Here is a 26,907-nt window from a genome sequence, read left to right as displayed (position 1 = left end):
CTAACGAATGCGCCCGGCCGCGCGGTCCACCCGCAGATCCGTGACGAGGAGGTCGAGGTTGTGGTTCACGCGCACGCCGACGACGCCGTCGGTCGGGATGCGGAGGTCGGCGCGGGCGAGCGCGCGCACCACGCGGTCGTTCGCGACGAACCACACCGAGTCGACGTCGACGCGCACCGCGAGGCGGTTCGTCGCCGCGCCGTCGCCCGCGCGCTCGCGGTGCACCGCGGGGTGCACGGTCCACGGCACGAGCGCCGTCGGGCGCGCGTCGGACGTGCGCCGGCTCACGAGGATGCCGCCGTCCTGCGGACGGACGACGAAGTACAGGTACCGCTCGCGTCCATCGTCGAGATGCGCGCCGCCGACGAGCAGCCCGTACGCCTCGTGCGCCATGCCGCGCGTCTGCGTGAACGTCGCCGATACGGTGAACCGCCCGCTCGCGACGTCGCTCGCGCGCCAGTAGATCGCGGCCGGTCCGGAGCGCACGCGCACCCCGCCCGCGACGGCCTGCACGTCGACGTCGGTCGCGCGTGGCGGCGCGGGCGCGGGGCGTCCGGCGCGCGCGACGATCGGATCGAAGCGCATCGCCCACCCTGCCGGCATGCGACCGCTGCCGCTGACCTTGTGCGTCGGGTCGCTGTACGGCCCGGCCCCCACGCCGATCGACTGCGCGCCGGCGGGCGTCACGAGTGTCAGAAGCAGGAGGACGGCGGAGCGCACCCGGAATACTTGGCGCGTGGCACGGGCGGGCGCCAGAGTGTGCGCAGCCACCCCATCGTCTCGTCCATCATGCGCGCCCAGTCCTCGCCGGACACGAGATGCTCGGCGCCCGCCAGCTCGACGTAGCGTGCGCGCATCGTGTCGGGCAGCGTGTCATGGAACCGACGCGCCTCCTCCGGCGGCACGCTCGCGTCGCGCTCCGCGGTGACCGAGAGCAGCGCGACGTCGCGGAACGCGTCGGGGCGACGGTGTGGGCTCTCCATGTCGTCGGGCCACACCGGGGAGCCGAGCAGCGCGACGACGGCGCGCAGCGTCGGCATGCGGAGCACGGCGCGATACGCGACGTAGCCGCCGAGCGAGATGCCGACGAGCGACACACGGGCGGGGTCGGCGAGCCCCTCGGCCGCGAGCGCCGCGACGAGCGCCGGCGTCTCGTCCGCCGTCGCGGCGGCGATCGACAGCATGAAGCGGAACACGCTCCCCGGCGGCCCCGCGCGCGCCGCGGCGAGCCGCGCGTCCCAGTCGGCGAACCGCCGCGCGCCGTGCCCCACCGCGTCGACGCCGGCGGCGCGGAAGCCCAGCGCCGCAACGCGGGCCAGCTCCGCGCGATGCGATTCCTTCGCCGCCGAGAAGCCGTGATGCCACAGCACGAGCGGCGGTGCGGCGACGTCATCGGGCGCGGCGAGCAGCAGCGGCACGCCGGCGACGGTGCGCTCGGTGAACGAGACGGGACCGGTCATCCGTAGGATCCGAGCGCGTTAGGCGGTTCAGTGAGTCCACCCGTGCGTGCCGCGCGACCCGAAGCGGGCATCACGACACTGCCGGATCCCGCTCCAGCGCGCGCGCGAGCCGCTCGCCCCCGCTGAACCAGTTCGCGCGCACCGCGCGCTCGCACGCCGCGCCGTCGCCCTTCGCCACGGCGTGAATGAAGGCCGCGTGCTCGCGGAACGTGGCGCGGAAGTCGGGGCCGATGAGCGGCGCGTACATCCACTCGTAGCGGTCGAGGCGCGGCCGCACGGTGTCGAGCAGCGCGCGCGTCGCCGGACCCGCGCACGCGTCGAGCAGCGCGTCGTGCACCGCGTCGTGGCACTCGAACAGTAGGTCGTAGTCGAGCGGGCGTCGACGCGTCGCCTCGCGGAACGCGCGCTCGCGGCGCCGCAGCTCGGCGGCGAGCGCGCGGCGCGCGGCGGGGGCGAGGGTCGCGACGTTGCGCGCGGCGATGCCCTCGAGCGCGCCCGCCGCGCGATACAGCTCGAGCGCGTCGGACGCGCTCACCGGCGGCACCGCGACGCGCGGCCGCGCGCCGCCTCCCGCGCGCGACAGCAGCCCCTCGGCCAGCAGCCGGTGCATCGCGGCGCGCGCCGGCGTGCGGCTGATGCCGAAGCGCCCCGCCAGCTCGGCCTCCGACACGCGGGCCGCCGGGGCGAGCCGACCGCGCACGATGAGCGCGCGCAGCCGCCGGTACGCATCCGCGTGGGCGGCGTCGCTGTCGGGCGCGGAGAGCGTCGCGGTGGCGGTGGTGGGCATCGGTGGGTGGCGGAAAGGGATACCAATAAGGTATACCTTTTTCGCGCCAGCGGAAACCATTCCGGGGTCGGTCGCGTCCTAACGAGGAGGCGGCCGCGCCGCGGCCGCGCCGGACCCCCACCCCCCGCCCGATGCACCGCTCCATCCGACTGCGCCTCCTCCTGGCCGTGGCGATCGCGCCGGCCGCCCGCGCCCAGGCGCCCATGGCCGCCGCGCCGACCGTCGATGCGCCGACGCGCCGCGACGTCGTCGACTCCATCGGCGACCGCCTGCGCCGCTACTACGCCGACGCCGACACGGGCCGGCTCATCGCCGAGCACCTCGAGCGGCGCGCGAAGGCGGGCGCGTTCGACACGCTGACGAATGCGCTGCGCTTCGCCGACGTGCTCACGCGCGAGCTGCAGGTGGTCAACGGCGATCGGCACCTGTACGTGCGCTACGCGCCCGACGATCCCGGCATGCGGCCCGGGCCCGAGGGGATTCGCATGCTCGCGCGCGCGGGCGGTGGTGGACGCGAGCCGTCGCCGGCCGCGATCGAGAGCGCGCGCCGCGCGCACTGGGCGCTCGGCCGGCTCGACGTGCTGCCCGGCAACGTCGGCTACATGGACGTGCGCGGCTTCGCGTCCGGGCCCGGCGTCGACGACGCGATCGTGAACGCGCTGCGCTACCTCGACGGCACCGACGCGATGATCATCGACCTGCGCCGCAACGGCGGCGGCAGCGCGGAGTCGGTGAACATGCTCCTGAGCCACTTCACGACCGCCGACACCGTCGCGTCGCTGCGCGTCTCGAACCGCTCGGGGCAGGAAGCGTTCACGCGCTACACGCTCGCGCGCGTCCCCGGTCCGCGGCGGCCGGACGTGCCGCTGTTCGTGCTGACGAGCGGTGTCACCGCATCGGCCGGCGAGGACTTCGCGTTCGTGGCGAAGAACCTCGGCCGCGCGAAGCTGGTCGGCGCCGTGACGGCGGGCGCGGGGCGCAACAACGCGCAGCTCGACGTCGGCCACGGCTTCGGCGCGTCGATCTCGTTCTCGCGCGTGCAGGACCCGCGCACGGGCAAGGAGTGGGAGCGCGTCGGCGTGCAGCCCGACGTCGCGGTCGATGCGACGCGCGCGCTCGACGTCGCGCACGCGATGGCGCTCGCGGCGATCGCCGAGCGCGAGCCGGCGCCGCCGCGCAAGCAGCTGCTCGCGCTGCTGCGCGAGGCCGTGCTCGCGCAGTCCGAGCCGCGTGCGGTGTCGCCGGAGCTGCTCGCGTCGTACGCCGGCACGTACGCGAGCGGCCGTATCGTGACGCTCGACGCCGGCCGCCTGCTGTGGAGCCCCCGCCCCGGCGCGCTGCCGGAGCCGCTCGTGCCGCTGTCCGATTCGACGTTCGCGCAGGGCGCGCTCCGCATCGCGTTCGAGCGCGACGCCGGCCGCGTCGCGCGCCTGCGGCTCACGTCCCCGGGCGACGTCGTGACGTTCGCGCGCGTGCCGTGAATTGAACCGCAGAGGACGCAGAGGGCCGCAGAGGACTGCCAAGACGAGTGCAGTCCTCTGCGGCCCTCTGCGTCCTCTGCGGTTCGATACGAACAGCGCCTAACGCGCCCGAATCCTCCGGTACCGCGCGTTCAGCAGCTCGTACACCCCGTACGCCACAAGGCCCAACGCGATCGCGGCGAGCGGAAGGCGGCCGAGCCGCGCGACCTCACGGAGCGCGTCGCCGATGCCGCCCGCCTCGCCGGGCGAGTGGTGCAACGCCGCACGCGTGAGCAGCAGGCCGATGGCGCCGAACACGATCCCGCGCGCCGCGATCCCCACGCGGCTCACGCCGATCACCCACCGTCCGGCCTCCGCGGACATGCGGCCGAGGTCGAGCTGCTTGCTCAGCTTCGCGGCGGCGGCGCGCCAGATCTGCCACGCGCCGTATCCGATGAGCGCCGCGGCGGCGGCCCACACGAGCGCCTCGCCAGCGGGAAGGTCGAGCGCGCGCGCCGTCCATCCTTCAGCCTTGCCGCCGCCGCCGTCCGACGAGCCGCCGTTGCGGAGCGCGATGCGCGCCGCGCTCACCGCGAGCGCACCGTGCACCACCGCGCGCGCGACGAAGCTCGCGCGGACCGCGATCCCCTTCGCGTCGCTGCCGTGCCCCTCCGGGTCCGCGATCGCCTCGATCACGCGCCAGATCGCGTGACCGAGCAGGCCGAGCGCGATGACGGCGAGCAGCGCGCGACCGAACGGCGCCGCGACGACGGCCGCCATCGCGCCGCGCTGGTCGGTGGTGCGGCCGCCGTCGCCGAGCGCGGCGCGGGCCGCGAGCAGGCCGACGGTGGCGTAGAGCACCGCCTTCGCGGCATAGCCGACGCGCGCCAGGCGCTCGACCCACGGGGCGGCGGCCGCGGAGGCCTGGGAGGTGACGGGCATGCGGCGCGCCTGAAGCGAGGAGCGTGCCCCGGAGCGCCCGAAGCGTGACGCGCGACGCGTGCGCTCGGGCCTGTCGCGCGTCGGATTGGTACCGCGGCGCGCTCGGCGCGTAGCACCTTGGGCGAAGGGGGGGGAGCCCCCCCTGGTAACTGCGATCCCGCGCGTGACGCCTAACGCTCCCGCCGCACCAGCCGCTTCAGGTGCGACAGCGCCGGCACGCGCGCCACGGCCGCGGCACCGTACTGCGTCTCGACGAGCGTGAGCGCCTCGGCGGTGAGGCGGCGCAGCGTGACGAAGCTCGCCACGAGGCGGCGCAGCGGCTCGTCGCCCGCCGCCTTCGCCCGCGCGAGGAGCGCGCGCAGCTCGTCGTCGGTGAGGCCCGACGCGTCGTCGGGGGCGAGGCCGTCGGTGAGGGGAATGTCGGAGGGCATGTCGGCGCGGGTGAGGTCGGACCCCACCCGCACCGCGACTACCGGGCCACGCCCATCGGCCCGGCGCCTATCGCGCCAGCGCCGCCGCCTGTCCGAACGCGCGCACCGCCGCGCCGATCTGCGGGTCGAGCTGCGCGTCGGCGCGATACCAGCCCGCCTCGCCCCATCTCGCCGCCGCCACCGCGCGCACGAGCGCGCGCTGCAGCCGCGCGTCGGCCGCGGTGTCGGTGGGGATCGCCACCCCCTGCTTCGCGGCGAACGCGCGGAAGTCGGCGATCGCCTCGGCCGGCAGCGAGGGGGTGACGTGCAGGAACGCGTCGAGCGACGCGAGCGCGGTCGCGTGCGCCTCCACGTACCCGCCGACCCACGCCAGCACGAGCGACTGCTCGGCCACGCGCGTGGCCCACGCCGGTACGTCGGGCGCCGGGTCGAGCGGCACGTCGGGATACACGCCGCCGCCGCCGTACACCACGCGCCCCGCGTCCGTCCGGCACGACGGGCGCCCCGCCGTGTCGCGGTCCGCGCTCGCCAGCCGGTAGTACTCGTGGCGCGAGATCGTACGATACTCGCGCTGCACCACGCGCCCGCACGGCGTGCGCACGCGGCCCACCACGAGCTCGATGATCGATCCGTCGGACAGCGGGAAGCCGCGCATGAGCAGCGACTTGCCGAAGCTCGGCCGCCCGACGACGAGCGCGCGGTCGTGGTCCTGCAGCGCGCCGGCGACGAGCTCCGACGCGCTCGCCGTGCCGCCGTTCACCATGACGACGATCGGATAGCGCCGCTCGCTCCGCCAAAACGAGCGCGACACGCGTCCGGTGTCGGTGGTCTCCGCCTTGCGCCCCTCCGCCGTGTAGACGATCGCGCCGTTAGGCAGGAACTCGCCGGCGACGTGCGCGGCTTCGGCCACGCTGCCGCCGCCGTTGTCCCGCAGGTCGAGCACGAGTCGCGTCATCCCCTGCTTCTCGAGCCGGCCGAGCGCATCGTGCAGATCCTCCGCCACCCGCTCGTTCATGAACGTCGTCACGCGCACGTAGCCGGTGGTCGAGTCGAGCAGCACCGCGACCGGCACGGCGGTCGCCTCGCCGCTTCGCTCCCGGCGCACGCGACGCTCGAGCCGCACGAGCGAGCCATCCTGTCGCCGCCGCTCGATGCCTAACGCCACCTCGCTCTCCTTCGCGCCGGCGAGCGCGATCGCCAGCTCCTCGCTGCTCTCGGCGAGCACGTGCTGGCCGTCGATCGACACGAGCTCGTCGCCCGGGAGGATGTCGAGGCGGCTCGCCGCGGTGCCGGCGGCGACGCTCGCCACGACCGGCGCGCCGCCGACGAACGTGAAGTCCACCGGCACCGGCACGAGCTTGCCCGCGCGCAGCTGCTCCTCCTTGCCCGGCACGAGCCGCACCGCGGGAATCACGAACGAGTGCGGGTCGGCGGCGCGCACCATCCCCTCGATCGCCGCGACGAGCAGCTCGTGCGTGTCGAGCGAGTCGGGGTGGTTCACGCGGATCTGGTTCAGCACCTGCGAGAACATCTGCAGGTCCTCGTACGCCGACCGCGCGCGCACGGGACCGCCCGCCGTCGCCTGCGCGGCGAGCGGCGCGCCGACCAGCAGGCCGGCGGCGATGAGCGCGGCGCGCCTCACGGCTTCGCCGCCGCGGTGAGCGCCGCCACGCGCTGCTCCACGAACTCGCGCTGCGCGTCGTGACGGCTCGCGCGCGCGAGGAACGCGCGGTACGCGGCGAGCGCCTCGTCGGTGAAGCTCGCCGCCTCGTAGATGCGGCCGATCGTCACGTGCGGCAGCGCGTAGTACGGCTCGAGCTCCGCCGCCGTCTTCAGCTCCGTGAGCGCGTCGTCGGCCTTGCCGCGGATCATCACCATCGCCGCGCCGACGAGCGCGTGCACGTACGCCTCGTCGGGCGCGATCTGCGACGCGAGCGTCAGCTCGCTCAGCGCCGCCGCCGTGTCCTGCGCGGTGAGCGCCACCATGCCGAGCCGCACGTGCGCCGGCCAGTACGACAGATCCTCCTGCAGGGCGCGCCCGTACGCCTCGCGCGCGGCGCCCACGCTGTCCTGCTGCTCCAGCAGCATGCCGATCGCCTGCTCGAGCACCGCCTTCGAGTTGTACAGCACCACGACGTCCTTCGCGTCGCGCGCCCGCAGCTCGACGAGCGCCTGCCGGAACTCCGCGATCGCGCTGTCGGCGTTCGCGCGTTGACCGAAGATGCGGCCGCGCTCCACGCGCAGGTCGGCCTTCTCCTTCGTCTCCTTCATGGCCGACGCGTAGTTCGAGAGCGCCGCGGAGAAGTCGCCGCTCCCGTACGCCATCCAACCGCGCATGTACGGGCCGGCCCGCGACAGCCAGACGTCGATCGCGTGGTTGATCTCGACGGACGACGGCTGCTGGCCGCCCTCCTGCCGCGCCGCGTGCTCGATCGCGCGCGTCCAGTACGTGCGCAGCATCTCGAGGTCGAGGCGCCGGTACAGGAACGGGTTCAGCATGACGGCGCGCAGCTGCAGCGAGTCCAGGGCGCGCATCCCCTTCGACGCGCCGCGGCGGGTGCCGCGCATCAACTCGTTCATCAGCCCGTCCTGGCTCAGCAGGAGGGCGACGCGCCGACCGTAGAACGCGTCGGCGAGGCCGGGGTCGATCCGCATCGCCCAGTAGAACGCGTCCGCCGCGCTGCCGGGATCGACGGCGACGTTCCGCATCCCGTACTCGAGGTACGCGTGGGCGTCGTTGGTGTCGGCGACGTCGCCGAGGCGGGGGCGCTTCGGGAGGGAGGCGGGACGCTGGGCCGGGAGGGAGGGGACCAGCAGGACGGCCGCCAGGAGGGCGGCGAGCAGACGGCGCATGCGGCGGGAACGGCGGGGAGGATGCCCCCGGGACCGCGCGCCAGCGTCGGCACGCCCTGTTCCCGGGGGCTCCTCCCAATCTTACCGTTCAGCCCGCTTTTGTCACGAACACCGTTCGGCGAGCCGAGCCTGCCGGCTCAGGGGGCGCTCATCGACACGACGATCGCGCCCGCGCCGTGGTCCAGCCCCCATCGGGCGGACGCCGTGATCCCGTCCACGAACTCGATCTTCGTGATGCCGAGCGACGACAGCTCGCGCAGCGCGCTCACGCCGCCCTGCATCCGCGTGGTGCCGAGGTAGACCTGGATCTCGCTCGGCTTCTGGAACGAGTCGACGCCGCGCGTCTGCAGCCACCGCGGGCGCAGGCTGCTCACGAGGTCGAACACGTTCGGGATGTGGGCGTTCGAGATCTCGTCCGCGGTGAGCGTGTTCGTGCGCGCCCCGCGCTGCGAGCGACTCGACGCCTCCGTCTGCGGGGCGGGGCTCGACGGGCTCTTGGCGCCACCACTCGCGCACGCGACGGCGGCGAGCAGGACCCCGGCGGTGAGCCACCGCGACGGGCGGGGGTGGGACCGGATGGACATCGAAGGAGGGGCTGGGGGAATGCGTAGCGGGCGCGAGCGCGGCGCCGTTCCGTCAATCATGCAGGCGGTCACGCCACGTGCAACCCGCCGAGCAGCGCGCGCAGCCCGAGCCACGCGAGCACGATCCCGCCGACGAGCAGCGCCGCGAGCCCGAGGAGCACGAGCACGACGACGGCGCGGCTCGCGGCGCGCGTCGCCGCCGGCGCCTCGCCGTGCCGCTGCAGCAGCGCGACGTTGCGCGAGTTCGCGCGCCACGCGACGTCGAACACGTCCCCGATCACCGGCACGGCGCCGAGCACCGTGTCGATGGCGACGTTGAGGAGCATGCGCGTGAGCAGCGCCGGCGACGCGCCGCGGCGCGCGGCGGCGAGCACGATGTAGCCGGCGAGCGCCGCCCCCGCGACGTCGCCGATGCCGGGCACGAGCCCGATGACCGCGTCGAGCCCGACGCGCACGTTCGTGCCGGGGATGCGCACCGCAGCATCGAGCGCGCGCGCGAGCGCCGCGAGCCGCTCGCGGTCGTCGGGCACGACGGCTCGGCGCTCAGCCACCGAGCACCCGCTCCGCCGCCTCCGCCGACGTCACGACGGGCACGACCTCGAAGTCGACGAGGTCGGACCACCGCGCGATCCACGCGTCGAGCGCGGCGCGGTCGTCGCACTCCATGACCTGGTAGCAGCCGCGCAGATCGTCGGTCACCCAGCTCGCGACGTAGCGCAGCCCCTCCGGCGCGAGCCGCCCGCGCTCACGGAACCGCTCGTACACCGGGCGCGCCTGCCCGTCGCGGAACGTCTCCAGGACCATGAACAGCATGCGCCGGGTGCCTAACGGTGGAGCGACGTCAGCACGGCGTGCCGTCGCGCGCGTCGAGCCGGAACGGATACCAGCCGCCGGGCGGATCCTCGTCGGCCTCGCCGGCGATCTCGTCGTCGGTGATGATCTCCACGCGCACGCCGTCGGCGGCGATCTGCGGGCTGGTCCACCGCACGCTGCCGTCGGCGTCGACGCGCGTGACGTCCTCGCCGGAGGCGATGTAGAGCGCGTCGGTGGAGCGGTGCAGGCTCACGAAGTACGATCGCAGCGTGATGGTCCGGGGCGCACCCGGCCACGGCGGCACGAGGTGCACCTCGTGCCCGAAGCCGACGGCGAGCAGGTCGCCGATCTCCAGCGCCTGATGATACACGTAGAGCTGCGCGCCCGGCGCGGCGTACAGGTCGAGCCGCATCTCGGGCGCGCTGCCACGCTGCACGAGGCAGTGCAGGTCCGGCGGGCCCGTGCGCACGGAGCCGAGCGCGTGCGCGGGCACGTCGACCCAACGTTCGGGCGCCGTGCGGCGGAAGGTGACGGAGCGGCTCAATCGTCACCCGGGCTCGTTCACGATCGCGAGCGAGAAGCCGTCGTAGCCCTTCGCGCCCACGGTCTGCACCACGGTCGCGCTCACGCGCGGCTCGGCGGCGAGCGCCTCGGCGAACCGTTGCACGCCGCGCACGTTCGCGTCGGTCGTCGCCGGATCGGCCACCGCGCCGCCGCGCACGACGTTGTCGACGATGATCACGCTCCCGCGCCGCGACAGGCGCAGCGCCCACGCGAAGTAGTCGGGGATGTTCGCCTTGTCGGCGTCGATGAACACGAGGTCGAACGGCGCGCGTCCTTCGGCGGCGATCTGCGGCAGCGTGTCGAGCGCGCGGCCGAGGCGTAGCTCGACGAGCGTCGTTAGGCCGGCACGCGCGAGGTTCGCCCGCGCGACCTCGGCGTGCTTCTCGTCGGCCTCCAGCGTGACGAGCGACCCGCCGTCAGGGAGCGCGCGGGCGAGCCAGATCGTGCTGTAGCCGCCGAGCGTCCCGAGCTCGAGGACGCGGCGCGCGCCGATCATGCGCGCGATGAGGTGGAGCAGCTTGCCGAGCGCCGGCGTCACCTGGATCGCCGGGAGTCCCGCCGATTCGCTGGCGGTGAGCGCGGCGTCGAGCACCTCGTCCGGCGGGAAGAGCAGGTCGCCGAAGTACCGGTCGACGGCGGTCCACACGTCCTGACTCATGTCGCGCGCGTGCGTGACGCAATGAGAGGGAAAGGATGAGCAAGCCGCTGGAATATGGTCGCGCTCGCAACGCAGGCGCGCCAGGGCGGTGCAACGGCGGATGCACGAATCGCGTGACGCACGCCGCATCCCGGCGCGCGCGCCTCGAGCTAGTCGAGCTCGGGACGCAGGTCGGTGACGTGCACCGGCACCCGCTCGGCGAGCGCGCGGGCGACGAGGGTGCGGTGGCAGTGCGCGGGGTCGGCCTCGAAGCACAGCAGCGCGACGTGGCGGCCGCCGCGCACGAGCTCCTCGAGGCGGTGCAGGTCCTCCTGCGCTTCCCACGTCGCGAGATGCTCGCCGAAGATGCGGTGCATCTCCTCGTGCTTCCCGCTGCGCGCCGCCGCGCGGCCGTCCGCTGGGGTGCCGAGTCCGCGCAGGTGGAGGTACTCGATGCCGGCGCCGTCGAGGTTCGCGGCGAGCGCGGTCTTGGAGAACCCCGCGCGGCGCGAGCTCGCGACGGCACGCACGTCGACCAGCAGGTCCACCTTCTCGCCGGCGAGCGCGGCGAGGAAGCGGTCCATGGTGGTGCCCTGGTAGCCGATCGTGGCGACCGGGTGGACGGCTTTCTTGTTAGGCATGTGGCTCGGCGATGGTCTGCGGACAAACCTAGCCGAGCCGCAGCCGAATCACCTGCTCCAGGGCGGCGCGACCCCGACGGAGCGGGCGTACGCGATGAGCTGCCCGAGGTGCTCGTGGAGGTCGCCGGTCATGCCGAACGCGGCGCGGGGGAGCGTGGTGTTCCACGGCCGGTAGGTGCCGGTGAGGCTCGCCGGCGCGACGCCGGAGAGCTGCGCCTTGCAGTGCGTCCACGACTTGTCGAGCTCCGCGAGCACGAGCGACTTGTCAGCGATCTTCTCCAGCCGCGGCAGCGCCTCGCGCGGCGCGCCGAAGTCGGCGGGCGCCTTCGCGGCGACGGACATCGGCGCGAAGTAGTACCACTCGCCGGCGACGTGCATCAGCGCCTCGGAGATCGACCGCACCCCCGGCGCCGGCCGCCACGCGTACTTGTCGGCGGGGATCGCCGTCGCGAGCGCGACGATCTTCGCGTGCAGCGTGTCGAGATCGGCGAGGTACTGGTCGCGCAGGTACGCGGCGGCCCGCACGTCCATCACGTCGCCACCGTCCTGCGCGAGCGCGGGACGCTTCGGCGTGGCGACGAGCAGACCGGCGACGATGATCGTCGGGAGGAGACGGCGCACGGGGACTCCTTGTGAGGGGTGCGCCCAAGCTAGGAACGGGCCGGGTGGGAGACCCGCGGGATGTGGCGAAAGGCCGGACGAGCGTGATGAACGGCGGACACCTAGCGGCGGGACGCCTGAGGGCGGGACGTCAACGGCGGGACGTGAACGGCGGGACGTCAACGGCGGGACGTCAACGGCGGGACGTCAACGGCGGGACGTCAACGGCGGGACGTGAACGGCGGGATGTCTCCCGCAGCAAATCGTCCCGCCGTATTCGTCCCGCCGTATTCGTCCCGCCGTCAGTCGTCCCGCAGTAAGGTGTAAGGCTACCAATCCGTCGGCACGTAATCCTTCAGGAAGTTCCCCCACACGTGCTCTCCCGTGTTGAACCCGGCGATGATCGGGTCCACGATGCGGGCCGCGCCGTCGACGATGTCGAGCGGCGGATGGAAGCGGTGCTCCGCCGTCTTCCGCTCCGCGATCTCGATCGGGTCCTCGTCGGTCACCCACCCGGTGTCCACGGCGTTCATGTGGATGCCGTCGGCGTGGTAGTCGGCCGCGGACGTGCGCGTCATCATGTTCAGCGCCGCCTTCGCCATGTTCGTGTGCGGGTGGCGCGTCGTCTTGAAGCGGCGGTAGAACTGCCCCTCGACCGCCGACACGTTCACGACGTGCTTGTCGCGCTCCGGCGTGCGCAGCATGAGCGGCTTGAGGCGCGCGTTCAGCAGGAACGGCGCGACCGCGTTCACGAGCTGCACCTCGAGCAGCTCCACGCTCGGCACCTCGTGCATGCGCATGCGCCACGAGTTGTGGCCGCGCAGATCCACCTGCTGCAGATCGCCGTCGAGCCGTCCTTCGGGGAACAGGTCGCGCTGCGCGAGCAGCTCGTCGGGGAGCAGCGGCACCTGCGACAGCGCCGCCGCGTGCGTCATCCCCGCCGCCTCGACCACGCCGGCGAGCTGGCGCACGGCCGCGGATCCGTTAGGCGCCGACCCGTTAGGCGCGGTGCCCTCCGGCAGCATGTGGTAGCCGCGCAGCCCCTCGTAGTCGCCGAGGAGGCGCCGCACGTGCTCGGGCTGGTGCGCCAGCGGCCCCGTCTCCGCGTCCATCATGTGGCGATAGAAGTCGGGCGGGCGCCGGACGGTCTGGCAGGCGTTGTTGACGATGAAGTCGAGCCGGTCGCGCGTCTCCATCAGGTGCGTGCAGAACGCCTCCACGCTCGGCGTGTGCCGCAGGTCGAGGCCGAAGATCTGCAGCCGGTGTCCCCACTCCGCGAAGTCCGCCTCGCGCGCATAGCGCGCCGCCGAGTCGCGCGGGAAGCGCGTGGTGACGATGAGCGACGCGCCGGAGCGGAGCAGCTTGAGCCCCGCCTGGTAGCCGATCTTCACGCGCCCGCCGGTGAGCAGCGCGACGCGGCCGCGGAGGTCGGCGAGCTCGCTGCGCTTCGCGTAGTTGAACGCCGCGCACTCGGGGCAGAGCTGGTCGTAGAAGAAGTGGACCTGCGCGAAGTCCCGCTTGCAGATGTAGCAGTTCTGCGTCTCGTGGATCTCGCGGTGGTCGTCGTCGACGGTGCGCTGCTCGAAGTCGACGGGCGCGAAGATGTTCTTCGTCGCGGCGACGGTCGCCTCGCGGCGCGCGCGGCGGATGCCGGTCTCGGTGAGGACGGACTCCGCGCGACGCACCTTGTCCTGCTTGCGCTGCCGCTTCGCCTCCTTCACGAGCTGGCGCCGCGAGACCGCGTCGGGACGCGACACCTGGCCGGCGGCAGCGAGCAGCCGGGTGCGGTCCTCCTCGCTCAGGCTGGCCAGCAGGCCGCGGTCGGCGAGGATGGACTCCAGGAGCTCGGCGGCCTCACGGGCGCGCTCGGCGAGGGTCTGGCCTTCGAGGACGTTCGGATCGGTGGGATACGGCATGGGGCTGGTACGACGCAAGTGATTGTAGTCTTTGAGGATAACCCCATTCGGCGTTTTCTGCGACCCGGCCGCGACGATTCGATGCGGTGCGGCCGGACGCGCGGCACGAGCGGGGCCTCATGCTCGCTTGCCCACCTCACGTCGAGGCGCGTACCTATGGCCATGCCTGCGACCCACGCGGAGTGGACGGTCGACATGCTCGACGCGCTGCCGGACGACGGCCAGCGCTACGAGATCATCGACGGCGATCTGCACGTGACGCCGGTGCCTGGCGAAGCACACCAGGACGTCGTGGGCGACCTGTACATGCTGCTGCGGACGTATCTCCGCGGCTCCGGCGTCGGGCGCCCAATGGTGTCGCCGTCCGATGTCCGGCGTGGCGACCGCCGGCGCAATCGCGTCCAGCCCGACGTGTTCGTCGTCCGGCTCGTGGACGGCCGTCGGGCGCCGTACCCGTACGAGATGTCCGACCTCCTGCTCGCGGTCGAGGTCCCGTCACCGAGCAACCCGTCGTACGACTATCACACGAAGCGCGAGCTGTATCTCGCGAACGGCGTCCCCGAGTACTGGGTGCTGAACGCCGAGGCGCGCAACCTGTCGCGGTGGCGCGGCGTCGCCGACCCGGGCGAGGTGCTCGTCGAGTGGCACCCGGACGGGATGGCGGCGCCGCTCGTGATCGACCTGCCGGCGTTCTTCGACGAAGCGGTCGCGTGAGGATGGCGGAGTGGCTGCGTGGCTGCGTGGCTGCGTGCTGCGTTCGATTGGTACGTTCGCCCGGGGTCGCGTCAGCTAGTATGGGCGAAGGGGGGGAGCCCCCCAGCTATTAGCTCACGCAGCCACGCAGCCACGCAGCCACGCAGCCACGCAGCCACGCAGCCACGCAGCCACGCAGCCACGCAGCCTACGGACAGTTCGCGTACGGCGGCGTCCCCTGCTGCGCGGCGCGGAGCTGCAGCGCGTCGCGGTACACGTCGAGGTAGTAGTTCGTGTTCGTGTACGCCGCGTCGTCGGGGCCGCCGCCGTGCCAGAACTGCGTCCAGTCGGTGTCGGTGAGCGTCGCGTTCGGGTCGCCCTGGACGCTCTTCCACGTCGCCTCGGTCACCGGCGCCGTGAACAGCGCGGGGTCGATCACCATGCGCCGCCGCCGGAAGAAGCCGGGGCCGCGCACGCACAGCGTGGGCGCGACGTGCCATCCCCAGTTCACGAAGCAGCTCGGGTTGTTCTTCGTGGGCGTGTGCAGCGAGCCGTCGATCCAGACTTTGCGCGGCGTGAGGTGCATGCCGAGCATGAGGCGGCACATCTCGTGGGCGCGCGCCCAGCAGCCGTCGTCCGGATAGAGGAACGGGATGCACGGCGGCGGCACGGTGAGCGGGTCGCAGGTCGTCGCGGCCATCGCGTCGAACACCTGCTGCGCGCGCGCCTTCGAGATGCAGCCGCGCCACCACCGCCACGGCCACAGCCAGTACCAGAGGTCGCGCAGGAAGTCCACCAGCCAGCGCAGCGGCTCGAGCGCCCACGGCACGCGCGGCGGTGGCTCCGCGTCACCCGGGAAAGGGGGGACGGGGCCCTCGGGGTCCGGCGTGAACACGCGCACGTCGACCACGTTCTGCGCCTCGTCGGCCGTCACGAGCAGCACGCGCCCGGTCTGCTCGGCGTCGAGCACCAGGCGCTCCATCTCCGCGGCGTCGGGCGCGTCGCGGCGGATGGCGAGCCGCGCCTGCGCCACCTCGAGCCGCACCTCCAGCCCACCGTCGTCGAGCGCGCGCACGGCCTCCACGCGCGAGACGACGGGCAGCAGCACGCGCCGCACGGTGTCGCCCGCCGGATCGACCTCGAGATAGACTGGCCGACGACGCGCGCCGAGTCCCTCGAGCACGCGCGCGAGCGCCGCGTTCTCCCGCGTCGCGTCGAGACGCGCGCGCCGCCCCCCTTGCAGCTCCACGGTGTGCCCGCGCTCGTCGCGCTCCACGCGGACGATGCGGCCGACGATCGCGTTCTCGTTAGGCATCGCGGCGCTCCGGTGTTGCCGATCCGGCCGAGCTACCTGGCGTCGGCCGCCGCGGCGTAGATCGCGTCGAACAGGAGCTTGAACGTTCCGTGCGGCTGCGCCCTCTGCAAGATCTCGGGGCCGAACAGGACCACGCGCCCGCGCCCCACGCGCGCGTCGACCGCCGCGACGCCATGCTCGAGGTACTGCTGTCCCCACGCCCAGCCGCTGCGCAGCGGCGTCGCCGAGTCGAACCACGCCACCGCGCGCACGCCCTTCGCCGCCGCGTCGGGGCCCAACCGGAAGACCGGGCTGTCGTCGAAGAACACATCGGCGGAGGACGGCATCCCGAGCGCGATCGTGCTCGTCGTGTCGACGCGCACCCGGAGCAGCGAGCCGGGGACGTAGAACTTCGTGCGCGGCAGCGGCGCGCCGTTCTCCACGAGGTGGTTCTCGACGGGGAGCTGCAGGTACGCCGCGAGGTTCACCGCCGAGGTGCCGATGGCGATCACGGTGCCGCCGCGCTCGACGAACTCGCGCACGCGCGGCAGCGTGCGCTCCGCCGTCACGCGTCCCACCTGATCGCGGTACTCGGCCGGGAGATCGGGGATCACGCTATCCGCGGCCGCGCCGGCACGCCGGCCGGTCGCGGCACCGGGAATGGCCCCGGTGACGAACACCAGCACGTCGTACTTCGCGTTCAGGTTCCCCGCGTCGAGTTGCGGCGCGAACACGCGCTCGTAGGGAAACGCGAACTGCTCGAGGATCCACCGCGTCCAGCCGGACGGCATGGAGCCGCCGTACTGGTCCCACAACCCGATGCGCGGCGCGCGCACCGACGCCGCGTCCGATGGCGGTGCGGGCGACGCGGCGACCGTGATGCCTAACGGCGCGGCCACGCGGCGCAGCGCGTCGGCGTTGCCGGCGGGCACGAACCACGCGCCGCTCGCCGGCACCCGGCGCACCTCCACGCCCGCGGCGAGGAGCCGGTTCGCGGCGGTGAACGCGTCGTTCTGCCGCGGGTCGAGCAGGAAGCCGCCGCTGGACGCGGGGATCGCCGCCGCGGGCGGCGCCACGTTCCACGCCGTCACGCGCTCGAGCGGCAGCCCCGCCGGAAGCGCGTCGAGCACGCGGTCGAACCGGACGCCCATCTGGTACGCGAGGGTCCACCCGGCGTTGTCGTACGGCGGCGTGGGCGGCGCGCCGGGGTAGGGGAACACGTCCGGGTGCACCTGCGGCTCCATCATGTCCATCACGTGCGGCCGGAACGCCTGCGCCGCGGGGACCACGAACGATCCCGCCGCGTAGCGCCGCCCGCCGACCTCGAAGTCGCGCGTCGCGCGCTGCACCGTGATGCCGGTCTCGCGCAGCGCGTTCACGAGCTTCACCGCGGTCGGGAAGTCGGGCTGGTCGCGCGGGACGATCCACGCGCGCGGGTCGCGCAGCTCCGGCGCGTGCATCGCCGCCCACTTCGCGGAGTCGCTCGCGTCGGGCATCCGCTCGGCGATCGCGGCGTCGCGGCGCGGGTTCGCGGTCCACGTGTCGCGGCTCCCGCGCTCGATCGACGCGCGCCCCATGCGGTAGATGTCGTACAGCAGCGCCTCGCGGTTGCGCGACGCGTAGTCGAGCACCGCGCGGTCGAGCGACGTGGAGTACTCGATCGATTGCCGGAAGTGCCACGCCTGCGGCGCCACGGGGAGCGCCAGATCGCCGCCCGGGATCTGGCGCTGGAGGACCAACGGGACGCGCTGCGGCGTGGGCCCGCCGATCATCTCGGTGAGCACGGCGATGATGTTGTGGAACGTCGCCGTGTTGCGGATGCCGCCGTTCCACCAGCCGTCGTACGGCCCGCCCGAGCGCATCGTCGCGCCGCCCTTGCCCTCGAGCGCGAGCCGCGTGTGCATCGCCGCGCCGAGCGACTGCAGGCCGAGAATGAGCGCCGGGTCGAGGTTGTAGTTGTACGGGTCGCGCAGCGGCGGCGAATACACCACCGTTCCCGCGGGCCCGCTCTGGTGATGGTTGTACAGGAGCTGCGGGAACCACTCGTGGTACAGCACGCGGTTCTCGTTCTCGGTCTCCGCCTGCGTGCTCGCGAAGAAGTCGCGGTTGTCGTCGTGCCCGATGTACTTCTGATAGAGCCGCGGCAGCCCGGCGAGCGAGCGAGTCGTCGGATCCGTGCGCCGCATGTACCAGTCGGCGACGAGGTCGTTGCCGTCGGGGTTCGCGTGCACGAACAGGATCACGACGTCGTTCAGGATGCGCCGCGTCTCCTCGTCGTCGCGGCTGACCATCTCGTAGACGATCTGCCCGAGCTGCTGCGCGCCGAGCGTCTCCGTCGCGTGCAGCCCGCCGTCGATCCACACCACGGCCTTCCCCTCCTTCGCGAGCGCCAGCGCCTCGGCGTCGGTCAGGCCTTCCGCTCGCGCCAGGCGCGCGGAGATCTCGCGGTAGCGCGCGAGCCGCGCGTGGTTCTCCGGCGACGTCACGATCGCCATGAGATGCGGCCGCCCCTCGGCGGTCTTCCCGATCTCGACCACCTTCATGCGATCCGACTCCCGGTCGACCGTGCGCCAGTAGTCGGCGATCTGTCGGTAGCTCGCGAGGAAGTAGTCGTCGCCGAAGTTCGCGCCGAGGGCCTCCTTCGGCGTGGTGATGTGGCGTTGGGCGGAGAGCGGCGTCGCGAGCGTGCCGAGGGCGATCAGTGACGCGAGTCGCGAGCGAATGGGCATCGTGTGAAGAACGAGGGTATCGGACGGAGGGACGAGGCGAGTACTTCTGGGGATCCAAGAGCGATTGTGGAGATCTCGAGATCCTGCCAATCGCCTTTGGATCCCCAGAAGTCCTCGCCTTACATCTCACCCCTGTTCGCTGGATCGTTCGCCGGCAGCACGTCGCACGCCCAGGGGCTCTGCTTCCACGGCGGGATCGGCGTCGACTCGCCGGCGTGGGGCACGAACTTCGACCGCTCGACGAGCTGCAGGCGGTGGATGTAGCGCGGGCAGTTCGGGTAGATGCGGCGCGCCGTCACGCGGACGACGAACTGCGCCTCGGGGTACGTCGCCGCGAGTGGGTCGTCGAGCGCGATCGCGGCGGAGCCGTCGACGCGCATGCGCCGCTGCCGCTCGAAGTCGATGAACAGCAGTCCAACGCCGGCGTGCACGACGACGTTGCCCATCGACAGGAACATCCCGTTGCCGTCGTAGCACGGGAACGCCAGCGTGCGGTCGTCGAGCACGCGTACGAACCCGGGATCGCCGCCCTTGTACGAGCACGTCGGCTGTCCGTCCGCGTCCGCGGTGGCGAGGAAGAACATGTCGAGCCGCTCGATGAACGCGCGGTCGTCGTCGGTGAAGCGATCGTGGACCTTCACGTCCTCGAGCCGGTCGGCGAGGCGGCGGGTGTCGAATCGGTCCTGCAGCGCGCGCTGGCCATCGTGATAGACTCCCGTCATGGCTCCTCCTCGGACTGTCCAGGCACCAGAGTACGACCTCGCCGCCCGCCGGCGCGAGATCCCGCTGCTCGCGACGACCATCCCGATGAACAACTGCTCGCAGGCGCCGCAGACGCTCGCCACGCGCGCGGCGGCCGAGCGGTACCTCGACTCGTGGGCCGGTCGCGGGATGGACTGGGACGCGTGGATGGAGGAGGTCCGGCTCGCGAAGGCGGCGTTCGCCCGGCTCGTCGGCGCCTCGCCCGACGAGATCGCGATCTGCTCGTCGGTCTCCGAGGCCGCGAACCTCATCGCGAGCGCGCTCGACTTCGGCGACGACCGCCGGGAGCTCGTCGTGTCGGAGGCGGAGTTCCCGACGGTGGGGCACGTCTGGCTCGCCCAGCGTGGGCGCGGCGCCGAGGTGCGGTGGGTGCCGGTGCAGGGCGGAGCGGTGGCGCTCGACGACTACGCGACCGCGGTGACCGAGCGCACGCGCCTCGTCTCGGCCTGCCACGGCTACTACCAGAACGGCGTCGTGCAGGACGTCGCGCGGATCGCGAACGTCGCGCACGAGCGCGGGGCCCTGCTGTTCGTCGACGCGTACCAGACCGCGGGCGCGGTGCCGATCGACGTGCGCGCGCTCGACGTCGACTTCCTCGCCGCGGGGAACCTGAAGTACCTCATGGGCGTGCCCGGCGTCGCGTTCCTCTACGTGCGGCGCGAGCTGATCGAGCGGCTGGAGCCGACGATGACGGGATGGTTCGGCCGCGCCGATCCGTTCGCGTTCCGCGTGTCGGAGCTCGACTGGTCGCCGACCGCAAGCCGCTTCGACCTCGGCACGCCGCCGATCCCGAGCGCGTACGTCGCGCGCGCCGGCATGGAGCTCGTCATCGCCGTCGGCGTGGAGCGCATCCGCGCGTGGCACGAGACGCTCGCGCGGCGCCTGCTCGACGGCGGCCGCGCGCGCGGCCTGACGGTGCACGGGCCCGACGACGTTAGGCACAAGACCGCGTCGACCGCCTTTGTCGTGCGCGACGCGCACGCCGTGGAGGTCGCCATGCGCGCGCGCGGCGTGCTTCCCTCGGCGCGCGGCCCGGTAATCCGCCTCGCGCCGCACTACTACTCCACGCTCGACGACGTCGACGCGGCGCTCGACGTGCTGGTCGACGTGATCGATTGAACCGCAGAGGACGCAGAGGACGCAGAGGAGACCTTCTCGCTCTTTGTTCTTACCACAGAGGACACAGAGGACACAGAGGACACAGTGGAGTTGACCCGGTTTTGTGGACACCTCACCCATCGGTCTAGGTTGAGGGAGGAGGGAGTCCATGACGAAGTCACAGCACGTGCGCCGGGTCTTCACGGCGGAGTTCAAGGATGAGGCGCTCCGCCTGCTGGAGACGCGACGCGCGCGTGGCGGCTCGGTGACCGGCGTCGCCTGCGAACTGGGCGTCCGTCCGGGCCAGCTGCGCGAATGGGCGCAGCAGGCGGACCGCGCTACGAGCACACCCGTCAGCGCGGTCTCGACGAGCGGCGAGACGCTCGAGCAAGAGGTGCGGCGGCTCCGACGCGAAGTCGCGACGCTCAAACAGGAGGCCGAGTTCGCAAAAAAAGCCGCGGCGTTCTTCGCGAGGGAGTCGCGGTGAAGTACGCCTGCATCACGCGGCACCGCGACTCGTATCCGGTGCGCCTCATGTGCCGCGTGTTGGCCGTGGCGCCGTCGGGCTACTATGCCTGGCGCCGCGGGGCGAGCCCGACGGCCCACGCGCTCGCCGACGAGGTGCTGCTGGCGCGCGTGCGCGTCGCGCATCGCGAGAGCCGTGGCACGTACGGCGCGCCGCGCGTGCATCAGGAGCTCCGCGCGCAGGCGGTGCGCGTGGGCAAGAAGCGCGTCGCGCGGCTCATGCGCGCCGACGGCCTGGTAGGGCGGGTACGCCGGCGCGGCGGCGTGCGCACGACGCACTCGGCGCACGCGCGGCCGATCGCGCCGAACGTCCTCGCGCGGCAGTTCGCCGTGCACGACGGCGACGCCCCGCGCGCCCTCGACCGCGTGTGGGTGAGTGACGTCACATACGTCCCGACGCGCGCGGGCTGGCTCTATCTGGCCACGGTGCTCGATCTCGCGTCGCGGCGCGTCATCGGTTGGGCGATGCGCGACACGCTCGAGGTGGATCTCGCCCTCGCGGCGCTGCGCATGGCGCTCGGGGCGCGGCGGCCGGCGCCGGGCCTCGTCCATCACTCCGATCGCGGCGTCCAGTACGCCAGTGCCGAGTATCAAGCGCTGCTCACCCAGCACAGGCTCGTCGCGAGTATGAGCCGGAAGGGGGACTGCTGGGACAACGCGGTGGCCGAAAGCTTCTTCGCGACGCTCGAACTGGAGCTGATCACGCGCAGCGACTGGCGCACGCGCGACGAGGCGCGGCGCGCGATCTTCCGCTACATCGAAACGTGGTACAACCGGCAGCGGCGGCACTCGACGCTCGGTTACCTCAGTCCCGCGCAGTACGAAGCGCAGCTCGTGCCGCCCAGCGCGGCATAACCCGGGTGTCCACAAAGGCGGGTCAAGCCCACAGAGGACACAGAGCAAACCAACACGAGTGGTTCTCCTCTGTGTCCTCTGTGTCCTCTGTGGTTCAACACAAGAAGGAAGAGGCAGTCCTCTGCGCCCCTCTGCGTCCTCTGCGGTCAAAAACGCCGAGCACAACGTCATGAAAGACACCCCGCGCGAGACGTTCGCCTCCCGCTTCGGCACGCTGATGACGATCGTCGGCGTGGCGCTGGGGCTCGGCAACGTGTGGCGCTTCCCGTACATGGTCGGGAAGTTCGGCGGCGCGGCGTTCGTGCTCCTCTACGTCGTGATCTCGCTCGCCATCGGCGTCCCCGCGCTCATGGCGGAGTTCGCGCTCGGCCGCCTCACGCGGCGGGGGCCGGTGGGCGCGTTCGCCGGCGGCGGGTTCCCCGCGGGCCGGGCGGTGGGATGGTTCTTCTTCGCCGTCGTCATCGCCGCGACGGGGTACTACACCGCGGTCATCGGCTGGGTGCTGTACTACGCGGTCGGGCAGGCGGTGGCCATCGTGAACCCGTCGTTCGACGCGTCGGCGATCCTCCCGCCGGACACCGGGTTCGCGCCGACGTCGTTCGTGCTGCAGCTCCTGTGCACGGGGCTCGTCATCGTGGCCTGCGCGCTCGTCGTGCACCGCGGGCTGCGCGCCGGGATCGAGCGGGCGAGCAAGATCATCGTCCCCGCGCTGCTCGTCGTCATCCTCGTGCTGCTCGTGCGCTCCGTCACGCTGCCGGGCGCGATGGCGGGCGTGCGCTGGTACATCTTGAAGGTCCGATTCGCGGATCTCAACGCGGGCGTGCTCGTCGCCGCGCTCGGCCACGCGATCTTCTCGCTCTCGTTAGGCGGCACGTTCATGGTGGTGTACGGCTCGTACCTCGACGCGCGCGAGAGCCTCGCGCGGCCCGCGCTGTGGACCGTGTTCGGCGACACGGTCTCCTCGCTGCTCGCCGGGTTCGCGGTGATCCCGGCCGTGTTCGCGCTCGGCCTCCAGCCGACGTCGGGGCCGGGGCTCATCTTCTCCACGCTGCCGAAGGTGTTCGCGGCCATCCCGTTCGGCCGGGCGTTCGGGGTGCTGTTCTTCGCCGGGCTGCTCGGCGCGGGCTATCTCTCCGACGTCGGCGCGTTCGAGGTCCTCGTCGCCGGGCTCACCGACAACACGCGCCTGTCCCGCGGGTGCGCGGTCGTCGTCATGTCGGTGGCCGCGTTCGTGCTCGCCATCCCGCCGACGATCAACAACGCCGTGTTCGTGCCGTGGGACCTCACGTTCGGCTCGGGGATGCAGACGCTCGGCGCGCTGTTCGCCGTGCTCACGGTGGGGTGGTGCGTGAATCGCTCGGCCGCGCTGCGCGAGCTGGGACTCGGCGGGCGCGGTGCGTGGTTGTATTACTGGATCCGGTTCGGCATCCCGCTCGCGATCGTCGCGGCCGGGGTGTGGTGGCTCCTGACGAGCGTGCTCGGCACGGTGCGCGCGGTGTGACGGACGAGAGACGGGGTCGATGTTCCTGCTGATCACCGGCGCGAGCGGCGTCGGAAAGACGACGGTGCGGCGGCTGGTGCAGGGCGGCTTCGCGCGCGTGCTCGATGCCACGGAGCTCTCGGACGTCGCGGGCCCACCGCAGGCGACGCCGAGCTGGCGGCAGCACGCCGTGGAGCACGCGGTGCAGCGTGCGCTCGCGGCGCAGCGCGCCGGCCGCCACTTCCTGCTGTGCGGCGATCCGCTCGCGCCGGCCGAGCTGCTCGCGGCGCCGTCGGCGGCACGATTGAAGGGGCTCGCGGTGTGCCTGCTCGACGCGTCGGAGGACGCGCACCGCCGGCGGCTGTTCCTGCGCGGCGACACGCCCGCCGACATGGCGCGCCACGTCGCGTTCGCCGACTGGCTGCGCGCGCACGTCGTCGACGCGGCCCGGCCCCCGCGGTGGACGACGCAGGTCATCGACACCAGTGAGCTGCGCGACTACGAGGTGGCCGCGCGCGCATGGCTGTGGATGCGCCGCGTGATCGGCCTCCGCGCGCGGCTCCGCGTCGCGCGCCGCTGAGCCTCGCCGAGCGCCTAACGCGGCAGCCGGCGCAGCGCGAGCGCGCGCGTCTCCATCGGGTCGAGCGCCACCGCCCGCGCGTACTGCGCGTCCGCCGCGCGCGCGTCGCCGGACAGGGCGAGCGCGAGCCCGTACGTCGCGAGCGCGTTCGCCGTCTGCGGGTAGATCTCGGCGATCGTCCGCGCGAGCGGCACCGCCTCCGCGACGCGGCCGGACTCGATCGCGTTGCGCGCGAGGAGGTCGAGCCAGTACCAGCGCCCGTCCACCTGCTTGAACTTCGCGGTATCCGGCGGCGGAGGCCGGAACACCTCGCGCGCACGGGCGTACGCCGCGTCCGCGCCGCGCGCGTCGCCCGTCACCGCGAGCACGTGGCCGAGCAGCAGGTGCGCGCTCGCGAGCGTGGGGAACAGCTCCGCCAGCGCGCGCGACAGCGCGAGCGCGTCGGCCGTGCGCCCGTCGGCGAGCAGCGCGCGCACCACGAGATCGGGACCGACGAAGTACGCATCCCATCGCGCAGCGGGGACCGTGTCGTGCCGCGCGCGCAGCACCTTGACGTAGGCGTCGACGCCCTCGTCGTGGATGCGCTGCACCGCCGCGTCGATCTGCGGCAGTCGCTGGCTCGCCGCGTCGGTGCGATACGCCTCGATCTCGAGCGTGACGTCGACGCTGTCCGCCATCGTCGCGGCGCGCGCCCGGTCGAACCACGAGTTGTACGTGTCGCCGCCGACGATGCCGAAGTCCTTGCGCGCGACGCGCAGCGCGCCGGTGGCGTTCAGCATGATCCAGCGCGAGCGCGGGTCGCGCTCCAGCGGATGCGTGAGTCGGAACGGGATCGCGACGGGACGCGTGACGCCGTGCATGGTGAGCGATCCCTCGGCCACCCAGTCGTCGCCGGCGCGCCGGAGCCGCTCGCTCTGGAACGTGATCGTCGGGTAGCGCGCGACGTCGAAGAAGTCGCTCGTGCGCAGGTGCTCGTCGCGGTGCGGCCACCCGGTGTCGATGCTCCCCGTCTCCACGACGACCGTGACCGACGAGTTGCCGGGCGCGATGGAGTCGTAGAGGATCGTGCCGTGCGTCTGCGTGAAGCGGCCGCGGACGTGGGTGAACCCGAAGCCGATGGAGAACTCCACGCTGGAGTGCCCCGCGTCGAGCCGGAACTCCAGCGGCGGGCGCGCGGGCGCGGCGTCGTGGCGGAGGGGGAGGGGGAGGGCGCAGAGCAGCGACGTCGCGAGCAGGCGGCGCATGGCGGTGTCCGGTCGGTGTTCCCCATCCAACACCGCCGGGGCCGCGGATCTTACATCGCTCTACCGCACTCTACCGCGCCCGCCGGTCGACGACCACCGCGCCGCCCTTCATCACCCACACCACGTGGTCGGTGACGGCGCCGACGTCGCGCAGCGGGTCGCCCTCGACCGCGACGACGTCGGCGTAGAACCCCGGCGCGACGCGCCCCAGCTTGCGCGGCCTGCCTAACAGCTCGGCCGGCACGGTGGTGGCCGACGCGAGCGCCTCGCGCGGCGTGAGCCCGGCCTTCACGAGCTGCCCGAGCTCGCGGGTATTCTCGCCGAACATCCAGTAGACCGCGTCCGAGCCCATGGCGATGCGCACGCCGGCGCGGTGCGCGCGGCGCGCGGTCTCGAGGTTGAGCAGCCGGAACGAGTCGAGCGCCGCGACCTGCTCCGCGGTGTAGCCGAGCCGTGAGGCGTTCTCGGCGTAGAAGCGATTGTGGTCGATCGTCGGCACGTACACGGTGCGCGTGCGCGCCCACTCGCGCAGCGTGGCGTCGTCGAGCCCCGCGGGATGCTCCACCGATTCGGCGCCGGCGCGCATCGCGGCGCGGCCGCCGGAGTCGCCGTAGGAGTGGATCGCGATCGGCTTGCCGTAGCGGTGCGCGGCCGCGGCGGCCACGCGCATCTCCGCGTCGGTGAACGTCTGCACGCCGGTGACGTTCTGGAAGCTGCCCGTGGACCCGTACATCTTGATCCAGTCCGCGCCGGCGTCGACCTGTGCCTTCACGGCGACCTCGATGTCGGCCGAGTCGCGCACGCGGCCGCGCTCGGGCGCGGCGTTGGCCTGCACCTTCGACAGCCCGAAGCCCGCGACGAACATCCGCGGCCCGAGCATCGCGCCCTTCGCGATGGAGTCGCGCATGGCGATGTCGGTGTAGTTCGACGCGCCGAGGTCGCGCACGGTCGTGACGCCGGTCTCCAGCGTGTGCCGCGCGTTCTCGGCCGCCATCATCACCACCGAGTCCTTCGATCGCGGCCCCGGCACGTTGGGGTGCGCCCGGTCGCGCCAGTACGTCATGTGCGTGTGCACGTCGATCAGCCCCGGGATCGCCGTGTAGCGCCGCAGATCGACGACGCGCGCGCCCGCCGGGATGGACCGCGCGCCGGTGCCGACCCGCACGATCGTATCGCCCTGCACGAGCACCACCGCGTCGCGCACCGGCGGCCCGTCGGCGTTCACGAGCGCGCGGAAGCGGAGCGCGGTGATCGGCTGCGCACCGAGCGCGCTGCCGAGGAAGAGCGATATGGACAACGCGATAGCAGGGCGCATCTTCATCCGCCGAGTGATAGAAAGGATCTGCGTAATCTGCGTAATCTGCGGACTACTGCTGTTGGAAGAGCGTTCGTCCGCAGATTACGCAGATTACGCAGAACTGTCGCCATTCGTCGAAACCATGCCCGTCTCCACGTCCAGCTCGAAGCTGATCTACGACTGCCTGAAGCAGGTCGGCGTGCGTCTCGTCTCGGCGCTCCCCGAGACGTGGCTCGTGCACCTCATCCGCATGGCCGAGGACGACCCGGAGATGACGCTCGTGCGCCTCGCGAAGGAGGAGGAGGGCGTCGGGATCTCGGCGGGCGCGCACCTGGCCGGGGTGAGGTCGGCGATGCTCATGCAGAACCACGGCTTCCTCGCGTCGGTGAACGGCATCGTGTCGTGCGCGCAGCTCTACCGCATCCCACTCCTGATGCTCATCAGCCACCGCGGCGAGTTCGGCGAGCGCGACCCGTGGCAGACGGAAGGCGGCGGCGTGACGGAGCACGTGCTCGACGCGCTGCGCATCCCGCGCGCGCGGCTGGAGTCGCCCGATCACGTCGCGAGCCGCATCGCGAAGGCGCAGACGCTCGCCCAGTCGGCCAGCCGCCCCGTGGCGCTGCTGCTCTGCCGCGACCTGATGTGGGAGGAGGCGTGAGCGC

Annotated in this window: 27 protein-coding genes; 7 read left to right on the top strand and 20 right to left on the bottom strand. The window is 72.7% G+C overall.

Annotated features, from left to right (window positions below; genetic code table 11):
* The 3 genes from J421_RS02790 to J421_RS02780 all read right to left on the bottom strand — a co-directional run bounded on the left by J421_RS02790 (nucleotide 1) and on the right by J421_RS02780 (nucleotide 2,247).
* Nucleotides 1–687: a hypothetical protein gene (locus J421_RS02790; RefSeq protein ID WP_148306125.1), complete on the bottom strand. Its 687-nt coding sequence runs from the start codon at nucleotides 685–687 to the stop codon at nucleotides 1–3.
* 5 nt (nucleotides 688–692) lie between these two features.
* Nucleotides 693–1,460: an alpha/beta hydrolase family protein gene (locus J421_RS02785; protein ID WP_025409642.1), complete on the bottom strand. Its 768-nt coding sequence runs from the start codon at nucleotides 1,458–1,460 to the stop codon at nucleotides 693–695.
* Between the two features lie 70 nt (nucleotides 1,461–1,530).
* Nucleotides 1,531–2,247 carry a GntR family transcriptional regulator gene (locus J421_RS02780; RefSeq protein WP_025409641.1) on the bottom strand — a complete coding sequence of 239 codons (717 nt, stop codon included), beginning with the start codon at nucleotides 2,245–2,247 and terminating at the stop codon, nucleotides 1,531–1,533.
* 131 nt (nucleotides 2,248–2,378) lie between these two features.
* On the opposite strand from J421_RS02780, the gene J421_RS02775 reads away from it, so the two are divergent.
* Nucleotides 2,379–3,728: a S41 family peptidase gene (locus J421_RS02775; RefSeq protein WP_025409640.1), complete on the top strand. Its 1,350-nt coding sequence runs from the start codon at nucleotides 2,379–2,381 to the stop codon at nucleotides 3,726–3,728.
* Nucleotides 3,729–3,827: 99 nt separating this feature from the next.
* On the opposite strand, the gene J421_RS02770 is transcribed toward J421_RS02775, so the two are convergent.
* The 12 genes from J421_RS02770 to J421_RS02715 all read right to left on the bottom strand — a co-directional run bounded on the left by J421_RS02770 (nucleotide 3,828) and on the right by J421_RS02715 (nucleotide 13,688).
* Nucleotides 3,828–4,649 (bottom strand): DUF1206 domain-containing protein, encoded by an 822-nt coding sequence (locus J421_RS02770; protein ID WP_025409639.1) that lies wholly within the window; start codon nucleotides 4,647–4,649, stop codon nucleotides 3,828–3,830.
* A gap of 170 nt (nucleotides 4,650–4,819) precedes the next feature.
* Complete coding sequence (locus J421_RS02765) at nucleotides 4,820–5,080, bottom strand: hypothetical protein (RefSeq protein ID WP_148306124.1); 261 nt, start codon at nucleotides 5,078–5,080, stop codon at nucleotides 4,820–4,822.
* A 67-nt stretch (nucleotides 5,081–5,147) separates the two neighbouring features.
* On the bottom strand, nucleotides 5,148–6,722 hold the full coding sequence (locus tag J421_RS02760) for a S41 family peptidase (RefSeq protein ID WP_025409637.1): 1,575 nt from the start codon (nucleotides 6,720–6,722) through the stop codon (nucleotides 5,148–5,150).
* The gene (locus J421_RS02755) at nucleotides 6,719–7,933 is read right to left on the bottom strand and encodes a tetratricopeptide repeat protein (RefSeq protein WP_025409636.1); all 1,215 of its coding nucleotides are present in this window, start codon (nucleotides 7,931–7,933) and stop codon (nucleotides 6,719–6,721) included. Before J421_RS02755 ends, J421_RS02760 begins: the two co-directional genes overlap by 4 nt.
* Before the next feature lie 137 nt (nucleotides 7,934–8,070).
* Nucleotides 8,071–8,517, bottom strand: a complete 447-nt coding sequence (locus J421_RS02750) for a hypothetical protein (protein ID WP_025409635.1) — start codon at nucleotides 8,515–8,517, stop codon at nucleotides 8,071–8,073.
* Nucleotides 8,518–8,585: 68 nt separating this feature from the next.
* Nucleotides 8,586–9,068, bottom strand: a complete 483-nt coding sequence (locus J421_RS02745; RefSeq protein WP_104022173.1) for a DUF4112 domain-containing protein — start codon at nucleotides 9,066–9,068, stop codon at nucleotides 8,586–8,588.
* Nucleotides 9,061–9,330 carry a DUF3303 domain-containing protein gene (locus J421_RS02740; protein ID WP_025409633.1) on the bottom strand — a complete coding sequence of 90 codons (270 nt, stop codon included), beginning with the start codon at nucleotides 9,328–9,330 and terminating at the stop codon, nucleotides 9,061–9,063. The genes J421_RS02745 and J421_RS02740 overlap by 8 nt, the downstream gene beginning before the upstream one ends.
* A 28-nt stretch (nucleotides 9,331–9,358) precedes the next feature.
* On the bottom strand, nucleotides 9,359–9,874 hold the full coding sequence (locus J421_RS02735) for a hypothetical protein (protein ID WP_148306123.1): 516 nt from the start codon (nucleotides 9,872–9,874) through the stop codon (nucleotides 9,359–9,361).
* A gap of 3 nt (nucleotides 9,875–9,877) precedes the next feature.
* Entirely contained in the window at nucleotides 9,878–10,552 is a 675-nt protein-coding gene (locus tag J421_RS02730; RefSeq protein WP_025409631.1) for an O-methyltransferase, read from the bottom strand.
* A gap of 149 nt (nucleotides 10,553–10,701) precedes the next feature.
* Nucleotides 10,702–11,172 carry a DUF488 domain-containing protein gene (locus tag J421_RS02725; protein ID WP_025409630.1) on the bottom strand — a complete coding sequence of 157 codons (471 nt, stop codon included), beginning with the start codon at nucleotides 11,170–11,172 and terminating at the stop codon, nucleotides 10,702–10,704.
* A 48-nt stretch (nucleotides 11,173–11,220) separates the two neighbouring features.
* Nucleotides 11,221–11,793 (bottom strand): DinB family protein, encoded by a 573-nt coding sequence (locus J421_RS02720; protein ID WP_025409629.1) that lies wholly within the window; start codon nucleotides 11,791–11,793, stop codon nucleotides 11,221–11,223.
* A gap of 308 nt (nucleotides 11,794–12,101) precedes the next feature.
* The gene (locus J421_RS02715) at nucleotides 12,102–13,688 is read right to left on the bottom strand and encodes an SDR family oxidoreductase (protein WP_025409628.1); all 1,587 of its coding nucleotides are present in this window, start codon (nucleotides 13,686–13,688) and stop codon (nucleotides 12,102–12,104) included.
* A 162-nt stretch (nucleotides 13,689–13,850) separates the two neighbouring features.
* Here J421_RS02715 and J421_RS02710 point away from each other — a divergent pair, with 162 nt between their 5' ends.
* The gene (locus J421_RS02710) at nucleotides 13,851–14,402 is read left to right on the top strand and encodes a Uma2 family endonuclease (protein WP_158508639.1); all 552 of its coding nucleotides are present in this window, start codon (nucleotides 13,851–13,853) and stop codon (nucleotides 14,400–14,402) included.
* 187 nt (nucleotides 14,403–14,589) lie between these two features.
* Here the strand turns inward: J421_RS02710 and J421_RS02705 are convergent, their stop codons facing one another.
* The 3 genes from J421_RS02705 to J421_RS02695 form a co-directional block, all read right to left on the bottom strand.
* On the bottom strand, nucleotides 14,590–15,696 hold the full coding sequence (locus J421_RS02705; RefSeq protein ID WP_025409626.1) for a protein-glutamine glutaminase family protein: 1,107 nt from the start codon (nucleotides 15,694–15,696) through the stop codon (nucleotides 14,590–14,592).
* Nucleotides 15,697–15,728: 32 nt separating this feature from the next.
* Nucleotides 15,729–18,404: a M14 family metallopeptidase gene (locus tag J421_RS02700; protein WP_104022171.1), complete on the bottom strand. Its 2,676-nt coding sequence runs from the start codon at nucleotides 18,402–18,404 to the stop codon at nucleotides 15,729–15,731.
* 119 nt (nucleotides 18,405–18,523) lie between these two features.
* A complete protein-coding gene (locus J421_RS02695) occupies nucleotides 18,524–19,126 on the bottom strand; it encodes a pyridoxamine 5'-phosphate oxidase family protein (protein ID WP_025409624.1) in 603 nt (200 codons plus the stop codon).
* Between J421_RS02695 and J421_RS02690 the strand changes: the two genes are divergently transcribed.
* The 4 genes from J421_RS02690 to J421_RS02675 all read left to right on the top strand — a co-directional run bounded on the left by J421_RS02690 (nucleotide 19,125) and on the right by J421_RS02675 (nucleotide 23,704).
* The gene (locus J421_RS02690) at nucleotides 19,125–20,285 is read left to right on the top strand and encodes an aminotransferase class V-fold PLP-dependent enzyme (protein ID WP_104022170.1); all 1,161 of its coding nucleotides are present in this window, start codon (nucleotides 19,125–19,127) and stop codon (nucleotides 20,283–20,285) included. The two genes, J421_RS02695 and J421_RS02690, sit on opposite strands and share 2 nt — an antisense overlap.
* A gap of 148 nt (nucleotides 20,286–20,433) precedes the next feature.
* A protein-coding gene (locus tag J421_RS02685) for an IS3 family transposase (protein ID WP_236646284.1) occupies nucleotides 20,434–21,644 on the top strand; the annotation gives its coding sequence in 2 pieces (ribosomal slippage) (nucleotides 20,434–20,710 and nucleotides 20,710–21,644; 1,212 coding nt in all).
* A 169-nt stretch (nucleotides 21,645–21,813) separates the two neighbouring features.
* Nucleotides 21,814–23,145, top strand: coding sequence for a sodium-dependent transporter (locus J421_RS02680; protein ID WP_025409620.1), 1,332 nt, complete (start codon nucleotides 21,814–21,816; stop codon nucleotides 23,143–23,145).
* 19 nt (nucleotides 23,146–23,164) lie between these two features.
* On the top strand, nucleotides 23,165–23,704 hold the full coding sequence (locus tag J421_RS02675) for a P-loop NTPase family protein (RefSeq protein WP_025409619.1): 540 nt from the start codon (nucleotides 23,165–23,167) through the stop codon (nucleotides 23,702–23,704).
* Nucleotides 23,705–23,718: 14 nt separating this feature from the next.
* Here J421_RS02675 and J421_RS02670 read toward each other — a convergent pair whose 3' ends face one another.
* Both J421_RS02670 and J421_RS02665 read right to left on the bottom strand, forming a co-directional pair.
* Nucleotides 23,719–24,948 carry a YceI family protein gene (locus J421_RS02670; RefSeq protein ID WP_025409618.1) on the bottom strand — a complete coding sequence of 410 codons (1,230 nt, stop codon included), beginning with the start codon at nucleotides 24,946–24,948 and terminating at the stop codon, nucleotides 23,719–23,721.
* Between the two features lie 70 nt (nucleotides 24,949–25,018).
* Entirely contained in the window at nucleotides 25,019–26,245 is a 1,227-nt protein-coding gene (locus tag J421_RS02665; RefSeq protein WP_025409617.1) for an amidohydrolase family protein, read from the bottom strand.
* Between the two features lie 142 nt (nucleotides 26,246–26,387).
* On the opposite strand from J421_RS02665, the gene J421_RS02660 reads away from it, so the two are divergent.
* Complete coding sequence (locus tag J421_RS02660) at nucleotides 26,388–26,903, top strand: thiamine pyrophosphate-binding protein (protein WP_025409616.1); 516 nt, start codon at nucleotides 26,388–26,390, stop codon at nucleotides 26,901–26,903.
* Nucleotides 26,904–26,907 lie beyond the last annotated feature (4 nt).

Source organism: Gemmatirosa kalamazoonensis, assembly GCF_000522985.1.
GTDB classification, from domain to species: Bacteria; Gemmatimonadota; Gemmatimonadetes; order Gemmatimonadales; family Gemmatimonadaceae; genus Gemmatirosa; species Gemmatirosa kalamazoonensis.
This window is presented reverse-complemented; position numbering and strand designations above follow the sequence as displayed.